Consider the following 16169-nt stretch of genomic DNA (forward strand, 5'->3'; position numbering starts at 1 on the left):
CCATCATGATGCTGCGCACGGTCACGCTTTCGTTTCTCGCATTGCTGTCGGCGACCTTGCCGTCGCGCGCCGAAGATCCCGCCGCCTATCCCACGCATAAAATCCGCATGCTTCTGCCCTACGCGGCCGGCGGCGGCGGCGACGTGGTCGGCCGGCTGCTCGCGGACAAGATGGGCAAGACGCTCGGGCAGAGCATCTATATCGAGAACCACACGGGAGCTGCCGGCACGCTCGGCACGCAGATGGTCGCGACCTCGCCGAACGACGGCTACACCATCACCGTCGGCGGCATGACCACGCATGTGCTGGCTCCCGCGATCTATCCGAAGCTGCCCTACGATTCGATCAAGGATTTTACGACGCTCGGGCGCGTCGGTGTCTCCGCGATCATGCTGGTGGCAACCAAGGATTTCGCCGCCAATGACATCAAGGATTTGATTGCGCTCGCCAAGAAGGGCCAACCGATCCAGTACGGCAGCTGGGGCATCGGCTCGACCGGGCAGTTCTGTGCGGAAATCCTGATGCAGCAGACCGGCATCAAGATGGAACACGTGCCGTTCAACGGCATCGCCAAGCTCGCCGGCGACCTGCTCGGCGGCCACATCTCGCTGGCGACGCTCGACGTGGCGACCGCGACGCCGCTGGTGAAGGACGGCTCGATCAAGGCGCTGGCCGCCTGCGGCGAGCGCTCACCGAGCCTGCCGGATGTCGCCAGCTACAAGGAACAGGGCGTGTCGTTCGACCGCAGCCTGTCCTGGGCGATGTATGCGCCGGCTGGCCTCGCTCCGCCGATCGCACAGAAATTGCAGGCGGCACTGAAGGACGCGCTCGGCGATGCCGTGGTGAAAGACAAGCTGCTGGCGCTCGGCATCACGCCGCAATTCGTGCCGGGTGACGAGCAGCGCGACATCAACGCCCGCGACATCGCGGCCTGGAAGCAGGTTGCCAAGGACGCAGGCATCGAGGTCAAGTGAACAAGGTGAAAACAGGAGCGCGGGCATGAGCCGCATCTTCGGCGTGGTACGCCAGAATGGATATGTGGTGCGGGACATCCACGCCGCGATGAAGCATTGGATCGAAACCATGGGCGTCGGCCCGTGGTACTACATGGACCGCGTCAAAACCGACTGGTTCCGCCATCGCGGCCAGGAATCCGCCGTCGAGATGAGCATCGCGCTGGCGAACTCGGGCGATCTCCAGATCGAGCTGATCCAGCAGCGCAACGACGCGCCCTCGCTGTACAGGGAATTCCTCGACGCCGGGCACGAAGGCCTCCAGCATATGTCCTACTGGAGTCACGACTACCAGGCGCTTTACGACAAGGCACTGGGGCTCGGCTACAGGATCGGCCATGAGGGCCAGATCGGCGGCGACAAGGGGCGCTTTGCCTATTTCGACACGCAGGCGCATCCGGGAACCGTCATCGAGATATCCGACATCAGCGGCACCAAGGGCCCGTTCTTCGAAAAAGTCAGGCAGGCGGCTTTGAGCTGGGACGGCACGCGGCCGATCCGCGAGGTCGTCGCGAAGTCGTAGGACGGATCACCTCTGCACGCTGGACAGCGATCCATGCTAGCGTGAGCCTCGTGTCTGAACCTTCAGCGAGGCCATCATGTCCAGCACTGACAAGGTTTTTGCAGGTTCCATCCCAAAGCTTTACGACGAGTATCTGGTCCCGATGATCTTCGCCGTTTATGCGGACGACATCGCAAGGCGCGTCGCCGCGCTCTCGCCGTCGGCGCTGCTCGAGATCGCCGCGGGCACCGGTGCAGTGACCCGCGCCGTGGCGGCGGCGCTGCCGGGCGGCATCCGCTATGTCGCGACCGACCTCAACGAGCCGATGCTCGCGATCGCAGCCCAACGTCAGGCGGACGACGACCGCATCACCTGGCGCCAGGCGGATGGCATGGCCCTGCCCTTCGGCGACGCCGAGTTCGACGTGGTGTGCTGCCAGTTCGGCGCGATGTTCTTTCCGGACCGCGTCAAGGCCTATGGCGAGGTGAAGCGCGTCCTGAAGCCGGGCGGCACGTTCGTGTTCAACGTCTGGGACCGGATCGAGGACAATGTGCTGACGCACGAGGCGACCATGGCGCTCGGCACGATGTTTCCCGACGATCCGCCGCGTTTCATGATCCGGACACCGCACGGCTATTACGACGGGGACGTCATCAGATCCGACCTCGAACGTGCCGGCTTCCGTGACATCGCGATCGAAACGCGATCCGACATCAGCCACGCGCCGTCGGCCGAATATGTCGCGATCGCTCTCTGCCAGGGCACACCGTTGCGCAACGAGATCGAGGCAAGGGATGCCAGCAAGCTGCAGGCTGCAACCGACATCGTTGCCGAGGCGATCCGGACACGCCATGGGTCCGGACCGGTCGAAGGCAAGATTCAGGCTGTGGTGATCGAGGCACGGTAGAAGTCGCGAGGAGCTTCAGCTCCCGCGCAACTTACCAGAAGCTCCGCTGCATCGGCTGCGCCGGCTGGTAATACTGATACTGGCCGCGGCGTCGCGGATTGACCGGCTGCGGGTTCGGGTCGCGCTGCTGGAAGAAGAAGCCGAAACCGTTGCCGCCATTGCCCCAGCCGTCGTCGCTCGCCATTTCCATCGGCGGCGGCGCGGTCGGCTTGCGGGTGATGAAGCCACCCTGCGGTTGATTGCTCAGCACCGCCACGAACTCGGTGCGGTAGTTGGTTTCGGCGCTCAACGGCTCGTCCGAGATGACGATCGACGAGCGCGGCAACGCGGTCGGGCCGATGCGATCCCACACGTCCTGCGGGATAGTGATGCGATCGAGCGCATCCTTGGCGTCATCGCCGTTCTCGATCGTGACCACGCTCCAGCGCAGGCCGGTATCGTTCTTCGCCATCGCGGTGAAGATATGCGTGCCGAGCGGCTGGTCGGGATTGCGGATGGTGACGGGAACCTCGATGCTGGTGTCGAACACCTCGCCGCCGCCGTCCGGCGCCGGCTTGTGCGTGTTCCGCCGCACGTAGAGCTTCTGCGTCGCGCGGCTGATATAGACCGAGACCGGCTCGAGCGCGAGCTTGGCGTCGGTCGCAGCCGTCACGGCCTCGGCCTTCCGGGTCGCCGCGACCTTGGCGGCTTCCTTCGTCGCCGCCACGGCGTCGCGCTTCGGCTGCGCAGCGGCCTTGGCGGCATCGAGCGCCGACGCAGCGTCGGCAGCCTTGGTGGCGACCTTCTGCTTCAGCTCCTCGGCCTGCGCACGCGCCTGATCGGTCTTGGCGGCAGCGATCTTCTTGTCGGCGAAGGCGAGCTCGGAATCGGCCTTGGCCTTCTGCTGTTCCAGCTTGCGCAGGGATGCAGGAAGCGACGCCGCCTCCTTCACGGCCGCTGCCGCAGCCTTCTTGGCCTCGGCGGCAGCCTGGGTCGCCTCCTCGGCTTCAGCGGAGAGCTTGTCGGCCCGGCCCGGCACGGCCGCGATGGCCTCCCGCTTCGGCACGAAAAGCGAGGGATGGGTGAAATCGATCGGAGCCGCATCATTCGGCGAGATGATCACGCGCATCCCGATGTTGGTCTTGTCGAACAGGCCCTCGGCGAAGTTGAAGGGCATGCGCACGCAGCCGTGCGAGGCGGCATAGCCGGGCAGCGGGCCGCCATGCAGCGCGATGCCGTTCCAGGTGATGCGCTGCATGTTCGGCATCCAGGCATCGTCATACATGGTCGAACGGTGGTCCTTGTCCTTCTCGACGATGGCGAAGACGCCAGCCGGCGTCTCGCGCCCCGTGGTGCCGGTCGACACCGGGGCGCGCAGGATCCAGCCGTCGGCGTCGTAGAAGGTGACCTGCTGGCTCTTGATCGACACGATCGCCATGATCGGCTCGCCGGCTTCGCGCGGCGCCACCGCCTCGGCCGGCTGGCGCGCCTGCTTGGCCGCCTCGGCACTGCCGGTCAGCGCCGTCAGGGCGGCGACCGTTATGAGCGCCACGAGTCCGGAAGGCCGCCAACGCCGCATCGCCGGGGTGGATTGCGCCGTCGTCATCAGGTCTTTCATGCCATACCCCGGTCCGATACCAGTCCGCGCCAATCTCGTCAGATTGCGATCTTTGGATTAAGAAATCGCAGCCACCTTGCGTTCCGTATCCGGCAAGATTCGGACCTGTCAGGCGGCAAATCTCTCATATACGAGGGCTCGCACAGGCGGAAGGTGGCGTGAGGCCGAGGCTGGCCCGAGGCTGGTCACGAATCGCTGCGGCACAATGTCCGCTGGTACAATGAACGGCGTGTCAGGCCCGTGCTTTGGGCAGCGCGATGTGACGGCCATCACAGAGAATTGTGTGACCGGTTCCTGAACAGCTTACGACGCGACGCCGACCGCCTTGCTGTCGATCGCTGCTTGGATTTCCGCATCGCTCAAGCCGGCCTCCCGCAGCACCTCGCGCGAATGCTCGCCGAGGCGCGGCGCCATGCGATGGAGGCCGGCCGGGCTTTCCGAGAATTTCGTCGCGGGGCGCGCCTGCCTGATCCGGCCTTCGGTGGGATGATCGATATCCGCAAACAGACCGACGGCGGCGAGATGCGGCTGCTCGCCGATCTCGGTGAGCTTGGCGAATGCCGTGTGCGGGACGTCCAGCCGCAGCAGCAATTCCTCCCATTCCGCGGTGGTGCGGGTCGGCCCGATCTCGCTCATGCGGTCGTAGATCTTGTCGATGTTCTGCGAGCGCAGCACGGGATCGCGCACGCCGAGTTCGTCGCTCAATTCGGGGCGGCCAACGGCCTCGAAGAAGGCGCACCAATTGTCGCCCGAATAGGGCAGCATGGTCAGCCAGCCATCCTTGGTCTTGACCGGGCGCCGGTTCTTCATCCGCTTATAGCCGGTCGGGCCGATCGGCGGATCGAACGCGTGCCCGCCCAGCATCTCGATGCTGTTGAAGCCGGCGATGGTTTCCAGCATCGGCACTTCGACCATCTGGCCCTGCCCGGTGCGCTCGCGCCGGAACAAGGCGGCAGAGACCGCGCCGACCATCGCCATCGCACAGATCTTGTCGCCGATCAGGCTCGGGACGAACGCCGGTTCCTCGTCCGATCCGATCGACGACGCGATACCCGAGGCGGCCTGGATGATCTCGTCGAAGGCGGGACGCGAGGCCCACGGGCCGTCCTGGCCGAAGCCGGTCGCCGCGGCGTAGACCAGCCGCGGATTGAGCTTCGCGCAGGCCTCATAACCGAAACCGAGGCGCGCCATCGCGGCCGGCCGGACATTGGTGACGAGGGCATCGACCGTCGGAATCAGCCTCGCCAGCGCCGCCTTGCCGTCCGGATGCTTGAGATCGAGCGCGAGGCTGCGCTTGTTGCGGTTGACCGCCATGAACTGGCCGCTCATGCCGCGGTTTCGAAACACGCCGGTGTAGCGCCAGGTGTCGCCGGCGGGCGGCTCGATCTTGATGACGTCGGCACCCCAGTCGCCGAGCATCTGCGCGGCATAGGGACCGAACAGCACGCTCGTCAGATCGAGCACGCGGATGCCACTGAGGGGACCGGTCGGTGTCGTCATGTCTTCACTCGGGCTGGAGCAAGCGAACAAGGCGGGCAATTGCAAGCGGGCAGGACAAGCGGGCAAGGTCCGCACCCTGCCCGCCTGTCATGATGTATCGATCCTATTCGCCGATCACATCGCCGAACAGCTCCCATGACTTGCCGTTGAAGCGCGCCATCTGCAGCTGGCGGATCGGCGTGACCTGCTCGGCCGAGGTGTTGAGCCGGATGCCCGGCAGCAGCATCGGCAGCTCGACGTCCTTGAAGGACTGCGTCTGCTTCATCAAGTTCGCCCGCGTCAGATCGTTGCCGGCGCGCTGCAGCACCAGTTCCATCATCTGCGCCATGGTGTAGCCGGTGACGTTGAAGATGTCGGCGGGATCAGCGCCCGAATTGTAGGTCTTCATCCATTCGCGCCAGGCCTTCATGCCGGGATCGTTCTCCCAGCGTGGATCGCCGGGGTCCTTTTGGAAGGCTCCGGTGACGATGCCGACGGCATTGTCGAGGCCGGCCGGCGTCAGCACGGAACCGACGGAGTTCGAGACGGCCGGCAGGATGATCTGCGGCTTCCAGCCGAGCTCCGCGATCTTCTTGATCGCCTGCGCCGCGAATTTCGGCGTGCATTCGTTGAAGACAACGTCGGCGCCGGCGGCCTTGAACTTGACGATCTGGGAGTCCACGGTCGGATCGGAGGTCTCGTAGGTGGCCTCCGCCACGATCTGGCTGACGTGCTTCCCCAGACCTTCCTTGAAGCCCGCGAGATAGTCGCGCCCGGGATCCTCATTCGGCGTGATGACGGCGATCTTGGCGTCCGGCTTGTTGGCCAGAATCCACTTGGCGTAGATGCGGCCTTCGGTCCGGTAGGTCGGCTGCGAACCGGTGGTCCACGGAAAATGCTGCGGATCGTTCCAGCGGCTGGCGCCGCTCGACGGGAACAGCTGCGGGATCTTCTTGGCGTTGAGGTATTTTTGCGCGGCGATGTTCGGGCCGGTGCCGAGCATCGAGAACATCGCAAAGACCTCGTCGCTCTCGGCGAGGCGCCGCACCTGCTCCACCGTCTTTGCCGGCGAATAGGCATCGTCCATGCTGAGCAGCTCGACCTTGCGGCCGTTGATGCCGCCCTTGTCGTTGAGCATCTTGAAATAGGCGATCTCGGCGCGGCCGATCGCCGAATAGGCCGAGGCCGGCCCCGAATAGGGCATGGTCTGCCCAAGCTTGATGGATGTATCGGTCGCGCCGGTGTCGTAGTTTCCGGCCATCGCGGCCGAAACGCCGCTCAGGACTGCGACCAGAGCAACAGCTCCACGGACCAGTTGTTTTCCAGGCATGCCCGGCATCTCCTTCCCTGGCAGAGCGCATCGACGCGGGCCCGAAAGGCCGTCGCCAACGTCCTCTGCTTCTGTTCTTGGTTATCATCGGCCGCATCGATCGCGATGTCGGCGATTGCGACGATAGCCCGAATAGGGCGCGGGAGATGTAGCGAAGAATTCAGGTGCGTATGCGCAGCTTGCAGCCGTTCTATTCTGCGAGCCCGCCGCCTGAAGGAAAGGTCAGACCTCGAGCCATTCCTGCCGCACGGCGGCATTCGCCTTGAGCTCGTCCGGCGTGCCCTCGAACACGACGCGGCCGTGGCCCATGATGTAGACGCGCTTGGAGATCCGCATCGCGATCGACAGCTTCTGCTCTACCAGCAGAATGGCAACGCCGGCCTGCGCGATGCGTGCGATGAGATCGCCGACCTGCTGCACGATCAGCGGCGCCAGACCTTCGGTCGGCTCGTCGATCATGATCAGGTCAGGATCGCCCATCAGCGTGCGGCAGGTGGTGAGCATCTGCTTCTCGCCGCCGGACAGCACGCCCGCCGCGGTGTCGGCGCGCGCCGCGAGATTAGGGAACATGTCGAGCATGTCCTGAAGCCGCCATTTGCCGGGACGGCGTGTGTCCTTGACGCCGAGCAGAAGATTTTGGCGAACCGTCAGGCTCGGGAAGATGTCGCGATGCTCCGGCACATAGCCGAGCCCGAGGCGCGCGATCTTGTAGCTCGGCAGGCCGACGATGTCCTTGCCCTTGAAGCGGATCGTGCCCTGCGGCGCGACCTCGCCCATGATCGCCTTGACCGTGGTGGAGCGGCCGACGCCGTTGCGGCCGAGCAGGCTCACGACCTCGCCGGCGGCGACGTCGAGGTCGACGCCCTGCAGGATGTGGCTCTTGCCGTAATAGGCGTGGAGATCCCTGACCTCGAGCATCAGTGCGCTTCCTCGCCGAGATAGGCTTCCTTGACCTTCGGATCGCGCCGGATTTCTTCCGGCGTGCCCGAGGCGATGATGTGGCCGTAGACCAGCACCGAGATGCGGTCGGCAAGGCCGAACACGACGCTCATGTCGTGCTCGACGATGACGAGGGTCTTGCCCTCGGTCAGCCGCCGGATCAGCGCCATGGCGCGCTCGGTCTCCGCATTGCTCATGCCGGCGGTCGGCTCGTCTAGCAGGACGACGGTGGCGCCGCTGGCGATGGTGATGCCGATCTCGAGCTCGCGCTGCTCGGCGTAGGTCAAGAGACCGGCCGGGACATCGCGCCGGTGCGTCAGATGGATGTCGTCCAGGATCTGCGCGGTGCGCTCGCGTACCTCGGGCAGGCTGTCGACGTTCTTCCAGAAGGCATAGCGATGTCCGGTGGCCCAGAGCACGGCGCAACGCACGTTCTCCCACACCGACATGCGGGCAAACACGTTGGTGACCTGGAACGAGCGCGACAGGCCACGCCGGTTGATCTCGAACGGCTGCAGGCCGGAGATGACGTCGCCGTTGAGCTTCACCTCGCCCGAGGTCGGCTTGATATGGCCGCTGATCAGATTGAACGTCGTGGATTTTCCCGCGCCGTTCGGACCGATGATGGCGTGCCGCTCGCCTTTGGCGACGCTGAGATTGAGATCGCGAATGATGCTGACATTGCCGAAGCGCTTCTCGACGGCGCGGACTTCGATCGCTGCGGTCATGCGAGATACCCCCGGTCGCGAGCAACCGTAGCCGCACGATCCCACGCATCGGCGATCCGCCGCCAGGTGAGCCGCGCGAGGAACGCGCCGCCGAAGACCAGAACCGCAGCACTGAGCCACGTCATCGGTGATTTCGGATTGAAGGCAATGCCGAACAGGTTGATGGCCTCCCCGCCGGAATAGCGCGCAACCGTCTCGATGGTCAGGATGACGCCGCATGCGAGGGCCACGGTCGGCACGACGGCGACGAAATAGGACGGGATCACAGTCCACAGCGTCCCGGCGCGAACCAGCGGCCGGTGCATCATCAACAGGCCGGCAATGCCGCCGGGCGAGAACATCACGATGCCGATGAAGATGATGCCGAAATAGAGCTGCCAGACGCTGGTGACGCTGGTCAGGCCGAGCTGCAGATACGTCACCAGGATCGCGCCGAGGATGGGGCCGAAGAAATAGGCGGTGCCGCCGATGAAGGTGGAGAACAGCACGAGGCCGGACTGGATCGCGCCGAGATAGGCGGAGTTGGCGATCTCGAAATTGATCGCGGCCAATCCGCCGGCAATGCCGGCAAAGAAGCCGGCAAAGCAGAAGGCGAGATAGCGGACCACATGGGGATCGTAGCCGATGAACTGGACGCGCTCCGGATTGTCGCGGACCGCGTTGCTGATGCGCCCGAGCGGCGTCCGCGTCAGCGCGTACATCGCGATCGCCGCCAGCACCAGCCAGAACGCAATCAGATAGTACACCTGGAGCTGCGGCCCGAACGACCAGCCGAACATCTTCGGCAGCGCGGTGCGGTCCGTGGTGATGCCGGCTTCGCCGCCGAACACCGAGCGCAGGATCAGCGAGGACGACGCCACCAGCTCGCCGATGCCGAGCGAGATCATCGCGAACACGGTGCCGGCGCGCTTGGTCATGACCCAGCCGATGATCATAGCGAAGACCAGGCCGCCGAGCCCGCCGAACAGTGGAATGAACGGCAGCGGGATCGGCCAGCCGTGCGACACCACCGCATTCATCATGTGGCAGGCCGCGAAGCCGCCCAGGCCGTAGTGAACGGCGTGGCCGAACGACAAGAGGCCGGTCTGGCCGAGCAGGATGTTGTAGGACAGCGCGAAGACGATCGCGATGCCGATCAGGCTGAAGGACGTCAGCGAGCCGCCGGAGGAGAAGATCATCGGCAGGACGATCAGGGCGATCACGCCGATCAGCCATACGCCGTAGAAGCGCAGGCCGTCGCCAGCGGGCTTGCCCGTCATGTTCGATGTCGAAGTCGTTGCAGTCGTCATGACTCGCGCGTCCCCATCAGGCCCAGGGGGCGAACGATCAGAATGAGCACCAGCAGCATATAGGGAACGATCGGCGCGACCTGCGCGATCGTGACGTTCCAGATGTCGGTGAGAACGGACGGTCCCGACGACGGATCGAGCGGGCCGAATGCGCTGGCCAGCGAGCCATCGAGCGCCACCGCGAACGTCTGCACCAGCCCGATGACGAGCGAGGCGATGAAGGCGCCGGGCAAGGAGCCGAGGCCGCCGAACACGATGACGACGAACAGAATGGGTCCAAGCGATGCGGCCATGTCGGACTGCGTCACCAGAGCGGGACCGGCAATGACGCCGGCAAGGCCGGCCAGCGCACTGCCTACGCCGAACACCGCCATGAAGACGCGCCCGACATTGTGGCCGAGATGCCCGACCATGTGGGGATGCGTCAGCGCCGCCTGCACGATCAGGCCGACGCGGGTGCGCTTGAGCACGAGCAGCAGCGCCACGAAGATCACGACCGACACGGCCAGCATGAAGATCTTGTAGGCGGGATAGTTGGTCGAGAAGATCGTGAAGGCCGGGAAGTCGAGCAGCGCCGGCACGCGGTAGTCGACCGGGCTCTTCCCCCAGATCATCGACACGATTTCTTCGATCGCAAAGGCAAGACCAAAGGTCAGCAGCAACTCCGCGACATGGCCGTGCTTGTGGGTGTTACGCAGCCCGTAGCGCTCCACCGCCATGCCGATGGCGCCGACCAGCAGCGGCGCCAGCACCAGCGCGGGCCAGAAACCGATCCATTTGGTGAGCTGGAAGCCGAAGAAGGCGCCGAGCATGTAGAAGCTGGCATGGGCGAAATTGAGCACGCCCATCATGCTGAAGATGACGGTGAGCCCGCTCGACAGCAGAAAGAGCAGCATGCCGAACAGCACGCCGTTCAGGGTCGAAATGACAATCAGTTCAAGCACAGTGCACTCGTCTCTGGCCGGGGCCCGGCGGTCCCGGTGAATCCGATCAAACGTCGTCCGGCCGTCACCCTCCCGCAGCCCATGACGGCCGCGGGAGAACGACGAGCTCAGCGATTACGGCCGCGCCATCTTGCAGGTCGTGGACACCATGGCCTGCGGCGTGTCGACCTTGGAGACCAGATGCCAGCCCCAACCGGTGTTCTCCTCGTCGAACGGCTCGTTGGCGGCGAGCTTGCCGAAGGAGGAGATGTAGATCGGCTGGAAGAACTGGTGGTCATCCTTGCGCATGATGCCCTGGCCACCGTCGAGAACCTCGAACTTCAGGTCTTCGAGCGCAGCTGCGACCTTCACCGGATCGATCGAGTTGGCCTTCTCGGCCGCCGCCTTGAACATCCGCATCTCGTTGACCGCACGCGGATACCACAGCGAGATACCGACCTTGGCGCGGAACGCCTTCTCGAAGTCCATCGCGGTCTGGTTACCGGAATTGGCAAAACCTTCGGTGATCTGGAAGACTTGGTGGTCGAGGCCGGTCTGCTTGATCGCGGTCGGACCGCCGGCGCCGCCGGCATAATAGGTGTACCAGTTGACCTTCAGCCCGGCATCGGCGGCGGCCTTGAGCAGCAGCGCGATGTCCTGGCCCCAATTGCCGGTGATGACGCTGTCGGCGCCGGACGCCTTGATCTTGGCGATGTAGGGCGAGAAGTCGGTGACCTTCAGCAGCGGATGCAGTTCGTCGCCGACGATCTGGATGTCGGGCCGCTTGGCACCCAGCATCTTGCGCGCGTCTGATCGCACCGACTGGCCGAACGAATAGTCCTGGTTGATCAGGTACACCTTTTTGACCGAAGGCACGTCCTTCACGTAGTTGGTGAGCGCTTCCATCTTGATGTCGGAGCTCGCATCCCAACGGAAATGCCAATAGCTGCACTTCTCGTTGGTCAGGCTCGGATCGACCGCGGCGTAGTTGAAGTACAGCACTTCCTTGCCGGGATTGCGCGAATTGTTCTTGGTGACGAAGTCCGAGAGCGCGGCGCCGACGGACGAGCCGTTGCCTTGCGTGATGTAGTGAACCCCGGCGTCGATCGCCTTCTGGGCCTGCACCAGGCTCTCCTGCGGATTGGTCTTGTTGTCGAGACCGATGATCTCGATCTTCTTGCCGAGGATGCCGCCCTTGGCGTTGAGCTCGTCGGCCAGATACTGGAATGTCTTCAGGCCACCTTCGCCGACGCTGGCGCCGCCGCCGGAGAGCGGATCGATATAGCCGATCTTGATGGTATCCTCGGCCGACGCGGCATGACCGAGCATCGGGGCGATCACGGCAATGGCCAAAGTGAGCTTGCGCATTGTTCTTGTTTCCTCGCTGGATTTCGACTTTAGTCGATAGTGCATGCGCATATTGCAGCGCAATTTCAGACCCCTAATGAGCAGAACGAGCTTTGATTGACAAGCTCAACATGACATGGCTCCGGCCGCCGCTACGGCAAAATGTAAAGGCGACTGCCCATCTCTTTTGCAAGAATTTCCGCTCTTTTGCAGGAATTTCCGCATTGAGAAATGGATCGCAGGCCGGATCGCACTGGCCTCTTACCAGGATACGGGCGGGCGTCAGGTCCCGACGGATCGGGCGTGGACCCGAGCGCGCGCTTCGGCAAAGGAGACGAGCTGCAGCCGCTCCTCATCCCACAAAACCAGCGGCACGGACTTCAAACTCTGCAGCAGCGTCATTCGTCCGATGTTCGCAAGCTGCGGATGGTCACGCAACACGTCCGGCAATCGATAGCAGGGAATCCGGCTGGATAAATGATGGATGTGGTGGATGCCGATATTCGCCGTGAACCACCGCAACACGCCCGGCAAATGATAATGGGAACTGCCATGCAGCGCAGATTCGTGGAAGCTCCAGTCTTCACCGTGGGACCAGTACGTGTCCTCGAACTGATGCTGGACGTAGAACAGCCAGACGCCGATCGACGCCGCCAGGACCACGATCGGCAGATGCACAAGCAGGAACGGACCGTATCCGACCAGCCACATCGCCCCGGCGACGAAAATCGCGATCCCGGCATTGGTGCCCATTGTGCTCAGCCAGGGCTTCCAGCCGCCACGCATCATCCCCACCGGCAATCGATGCTTCAAGATGAACAGGTAGGTGGGACCGACGCCAAACATGACCAGGGGATGCCGATAGAGACGATAGAGCATCCGGCGCCATCGCGACTGTGTGTGAAACTCGCGCAGGGTCAATGTATCGATGTCGCCAAGACCTCTGTGATCGAGATTGCCGGAGCCCGCATGATGATGTGCATGGTTGTGCCGCCAGTAATCATAGGGCGTCAGCGTCACGACGCCGATGGCGCGTCCGACCCAATCGTTCACGAACCGGCTGCGGAAGAACGAGCCGTGTCCGCAATCGTGCTGGATCATGAAGAGGCGGACGAGCAAGCCGGCTGCCGGGACCTCGAGCAACAAGCCAAGCCAGTAACCGCTGTCAAAGGCATGCCAAGCCAGAGCCCAGATGGCCAGGAACGGCACCGCAGTGATTACGAGTTCGAGGACGCCGCGAGCGCTATCGGGCTCGCGATAGCGGGCGAGCAGCTGCGCCAATGCGCGGATATCCGGCGTGTTTTGGGTCATATCTGGCAGGCTCCTGAATTTGCCCGCCCAGGAAAGCATGGTCCTTGCACATGGACGCCTTCGGCAGAGGCTCTGAGGTCGCGCTCCCCACGCACTCTCATAATGAGCCGTGCGAGGACGTCTTGCTGAGCAATATTGCACAGTCCAAGGTCCAGCATTCACCTCCGCATGTCCCGAACCGCAAGCAAATTTTCCCGAGTATGAGCTATAATGAACAGTGGCTGACGCCGGTTCGCGGCATGCTCACGCCGTCGCAGCCGGCGAATCGGCTGCCATCGGCGGCTTCTGGTACAGCATACCCCGCCATATGGACAGGAGCTTCACATGTCCAATGTCTATGCTCGTCCGGAACCGACACTGATCCCGATCCCCCGGCCACTCTGCCCCGCGTGCCAACGCCGCATGATGCTGGTTCGCATCGGATCAAGCTGCAACGCTCCAGACCTGCGCATCTTCGAATGCTCCGGCTGCGGCCACGTTTGCGGACAACCTGCCGGCGATCCTGTGATCTGGGCCAAATAGGCCAAGATCTGGAAGCGGTCCCAGCACGGGGGTGCGAACCGGGGCCGCCATCAACGGATATCATGACCAGGCAACATATCCGGTCGCCATCATCAAGCGACCCCCGCGACGTCGTTCCGAGCAGAGCCCTAAGGGAGGCGGTGCGCGCACGCCTTGGGATCGTTCATTTTCGCGCTCTCAGATGCAGACAGAGGAACTTCTGCCGCTCATCACAATAGACCCTGAGTGATGGCACGTGATGGGCAAAACGGCCCAGACGCCAATCATCTGAGCCCGCCCCACTCGCCGCTGTTGCCAGCTCTCATCTCACAGACTTGATCAATCTTGCTCTGCCGAGAAGCCACCCAACCGATAGGTTGATTGACGGCGCTCACGACCGGAAATGAGCCGGATTGCCACATGGCGCGGCGGCCGCCAATGCGGGCTCGTCCAGGAGACTTAGCCTTGACCATCAGAACAACACGAACGACCGTTTCATTCGCCAACGCCTTTACACTTTGTAATCTCGATGGCGTTCAACCCGCCGGCGAATATGTCGTCGTTGTCGACGACGAGCAGATTGAAGGGCTGTCGAGGATCGCCTACCGGCGCGTCGCAACGCTATTTCAGACGCCCGCAACGTCGGCCTCCCGACCGGGAATCCAGTCGTTTTCGATCAGCCAAACGGAACTGGATGCCGCACTGATGAAAGATCGGGATCAGACCATCGTGCGGCATTGAGCGAAGACGGCCCGGCGAGCCCGAAATAGTTCCGAAAGGGGGCTTGGACCACAAACGGCAGACAAGATTTGCCTAACGCGCCCGGCACCGGCCCTGCTAAACTGCAATAGGATCCCCACATCAGGCCTTCATGCCAAAAGCGCCGAAAAACACGTTTGATCCAAAGATCTTTCTCGCCAAGGTCGGCGACGGCAAAGCCATATTGCAATTCGACAAGAACCAGGTCGTGTTTTCACAAGGCGACGCTGCGGATGCCGTTTTCTATATCCAGAAGGGGAAGATCAAGGTTCTCGTCGTCTCCGAGCAAGGCAAGGAAGCGGTGGTCGGAATCATGGAGCCCGGGCAATTCTTCGGCGAAGGTTGCCTGAACGGGCATCCGCTGCGGATTTCAACAACGGTGGCGATGGAGCAATGTGTGGTCACGGCCATCGCGAAATCCGCGATGCTCGACGCGCTCAAGAGCGAACCAAAGTTTTCCGAGTTGTTCATGGGTTATCTTCTCAGCCGAAACAGCCGCATTGAAGAAGACCTGATCGACCAGTTGTTCAATTCCAGCGAGAAGCGGCTTGCGCGTCTGCTCCTGCTGCTGGCCAATTTCGGCAAGGAAGGCGCCCCTCAGCCGATTGCGGTGCAGATCAGCCAGGAGACGCTCGCCGAGATGATCGGGACAACCCGATCCCGGGTCAGCTTCTTCATGAACAAGTTTCGCAAGCTCGGATTCATTAGCTACAACGGCAAGATCGAGGTTCACAATTCTCTCCTGAACGCGGTCTTGTATGACAAACCCGAGATCGTGAGGGACGACTGAGACAGTTTTGGGCAAGCGCCTCGAGCCGCCTCCTGCAATGAAATGAAGGTACCGATGAAAAAGCCGCTTATAACCGCAGACGAGATTGAACCGAGAATCATCCAAAGGGCTGACATCGCGCCGACCAGCGGCTTCTCGCTGGTGGTCGACGGTCACTTCAAGACGCATTACGACGACGCCGATGCCGCTCGAAAAGCCGGCGCCGAGCTTTTGGGCAGGTTTCCCATGTTGCAGGTCCTGATCTACGACGCTGCGACCAGGACGAGATCCCCGCTGCAATAGTCGCCGCGCCCTGCGCGCGGTCGTCCTCTTTCACGACGATTGAACGCTCGTCGCCAATCCGGTCGCGACCGAGCCTTTCGCCTCTTCCTCGGCGAGACGCTTCGTGAGCCATTGCCGTCTGACGTCGTCTTTCGCCAGTTCGAGCTGCCTCCTGAAGATTCTCAGGTTTTCGCGGTGGACGAATTCTTCCAGATTTTCCATTCGGGGCACTCGTTCAGGCCGGCGGCCTGAGATCGTGACTCGCGAGCCAGAGAACGGCGGTGGATTTCATCGGGTCTGTCTCGCCTGCGGCGGTATGGACGGGATGACAGCCGGCACACGCGAACGCACCGACGTCAAATGCGGAGAGGCTCGAGCTTCTCGTCCGGCTCAGGCGTTCGCCGCAGTCGGGACAATGGGTTCGCTGGACTGGCGTCAGTGGCGGACCGAATGGGTGGGAATATTGCAACTGCATGCGATGCACCCTGATCAC

At 63.1% G+C, this 16169-nt stretch carries 16 protein-coding genes; 6 read left to right on the forward strand and 10 right to left on the reverse strand.

Going from position 1 to position 16169, the window contains the following annotated elements; translation table 11 throughout:
• The first annotated feature begins 5 nt into the window (after window positions 1–5).
• The 3 genes from FNV92_RS28710 to FNV92_RS28720 all read left to right on the forward strand — a co-directional run bounded on the left by FNV92_RS28710 (window position 6) and on the right by FNV92_RS28720 (window position 2422).
• Window positions 6–974 (forward strand): Bug family tripartite tricarboxylate transporter substrate binding protein, encoded by a 969-nt coding sequence (locus FNV92_RS28710; RefSeq protein ID WP_168213519.1) that lies wholly within the window; start codon window positions 6–8, stop codon window positions 972–974.
• 25 nt (window positions 975–999) lie between these two features.
• On the forward strand, window positions 1000–1536 hold the full coding sequence (locus FNV92_RS28715) for a VOC family protein (protein ID WP_143843583.1): 537 nt from the start codon (window positions 1000–1002) through the stop codon (window positions 1534–1536).
• A 76-nt stretch (window positions 1537–1612) separates the two neighbouring features.
• Window positions 1613–2422, forward strand: a complete 810-nt coding sequence (locus tag FNV92_RS28720) for a class I SAM-dependent methyltransferase (protein WP_143843582.1) — start codon at window positions 1613–1615, stop codon at window positions 2420–2422.
• A gap of 31 nt (window positions 2423–2453) precedes the next feature.
• Here the strand turns inward: FNV92_RS28720 and FNV92_RS28725 are convergent, their stop codons facing one another.
• The 9 genes from FNV92_RS28725 to FNV92_RS28765 form a co-directional block, all read right to left on the reverse strand.
• Window positions 2454–4019 carry a L,D-transpeptidase gene (locus FNV92_RS28725; protein WP_143843581.1) on the reverse strand — a complete coding sequence of 522 codons (1566 nt, stop codon included), beginning with the start codon at window positions 4017–4019 and terminating at the stop codon, window positions 2454–2456.
• A 303-nt stretch (window positions 4020–4322) separates the two neighbouring features.
• Window positions 4323–5519: a CaiB/BaiF CoA transferase family protein gene (locus tag FNV92_RS28730; RefSeq protein WP_143843580.1), complete on the reverse strand. Its 1197-nt coding sequence runs from the start codon at window positions 5517–5519 to the stop codon at window positions 4323–4325.
• Between the two features lie 103 nt (window positions 5520–5622).
• Window positions 5623–6828 carry an ABC transporter substrate-binding protein gene (locus FNV92_RS28735; RefSeq protein WP_143843579.1) on the reverse strand — a complete coding sequence of 402 codons (1206 nt, stop codon included), beginning with the start codon at window positions 6826–6828 and terminating at the stop codon, window positions 5623–5625.
• 222 nt (window positions 6829–7050) lie between these two features.
• Window positions 7051–7746, reverse strand: coding sequence for an ABC transporter ATP-binding protein (locus tag FNV92_RS28740; protein WP_015688228.1), 696 nt, complete (start codon window positions 7744–7746; stop codon window positions 7051–7053).
• The gene (locus FNV92_RS28745) at window positions 7746–8495 is read right to left on the reverse strand and encodes an ABC transporter ATP-binding protein (protein WP_143843578.1); all 750 of its coding nucleotides are present in this window, start codon (window positions 8493–8495) and stop codon (window positions 7746–7748) included. The genes FNV92_RS28740 and FNV92_RS28745 overlap by 1 nt, the downstream gene beginning before the upstream one ends.
• Complete coding sequence (locus tag FNV92_RS28750) at window positions 8492–9784, reverse strand: branched-chain amino acid ABC transporter permease (protein WP_143843577.1); 1293 nt, start codon at window positions 9782–9784, stop codon at window positions 8492–8494. The genes FNV92_RS28745 and FNV92_RS28750 overlap by 4 nt, the downstream gene beginning before the upstream one ends.
• The gene (locus FNV92_RS28755) at window positions 9781–10728 is read right to left on the reverse strand and encodes a branched-chain amino acid ABC transporter permease (protein ID WP_015688231.1); all 948 of its coding nucleotides are present in this window, start codon (window positions 10726–10728) and stop codon (window positions 9781–9783) included. Before FNV92_RS28755 ends, FNV92_RS28750 begins: the two co-directional genes overlap by 4 nt.
• A 114-nt stretch (window positions 10729–10842) precedes the next feature.
• A complete protein-coding gene (locus FNV92_RS28760; protein ID WP_015688232.1) occupies window positions 10843–12075 on the reverse strand; it encodes a branched-chain amino acid ABC transporter substrate-binding protein in 1233 nt (410 codons plus the stop codon).
• Between the two features lie 261 nt (window positions 12076–12336).
• Window positions 12337–13365 carry a fatty acid desaturase gene (locus tag FNV92_RS28765; RefSeq protein ID WP_143843576.1) on the reverse strand — a complete coding sequence of 343 codons (1029 nt, stop codon included), beginning with the start codon at window positions 13363–13365 and terminating at the stop codon, window positions 12337–12339.
• A 966-nt stretch (window positions 13366–14331) separates the two neighbouring features.
• Here FNV92_RS28765 and FNV92_RS28770 point away from each other — a divergent pair.
• From FNV92_RS28770 to FNV92_RS28780, 3 genes are all read left to right on the forward strand, one after another.
• Window positions 14332–14607 carry a hypothetical protein gene (locus tag FNV92_RS28770; protein WP_143843574.1) on the forward strand — a complete coding sequence of 92 codons (276 nt, stop codon included), beginning with the start codon at window positions 14332–14334 and terminating at the stop codon, window positions 14605–14607.
• Window positions 14608–14737: 130 nt separating this feature from the next.
• On the forward strand, window positions 14738–15415 hold the full coding sequence (locus FNV92_RS28775) for a Crp/Fnr family transcriptional regulator (protein WP_143843573.1): 678 nt from the start codon (window positions 14738–14740) through the stop codon (window positions 15413–15415).
• A gap of 54 nt (window positions 15416–15469) precedes the next feature.
• Window positions 15470–15697, forward strand: coding sequence for a hypothetical protein (locus tag FNV92_RS28780; RefSeq protein WP_015688237.1), 228 nt, complete (start codon window positions 15470–15472; stop codon window positions 15695–15697).
• Window positions 15698–15727: 30 nt separating this feature from the next.
• Here the strand turns inward: FNV92_RS28780 and FNV92_RS28785 are convergent, their stop codons facing one another.
• Window positions 15728–15898, reverse strand: coding sequence for a hypothetical protein (locus FNV92_RS28785; protein ID WP_168213517.1), 171 nt, complete (start codon window positions 15896–15898; stop codon window positions 15728–15730).
• Between the last annotated feature and the right edge of the window lie 271 nt (window positions 15899–16169).

The sequence above is a fragment of the Bradyrhizobium cosmicum genome (genome assembly GCF_007290395.2).
GTDB classification, from domain to species: Bacteria; Pseudomonadota; Alphaproteobacteria; order Rhizobiales; family Xanthobacteraceae; genus Bradyrhizobium; species Bradyrhizobium cosmicum.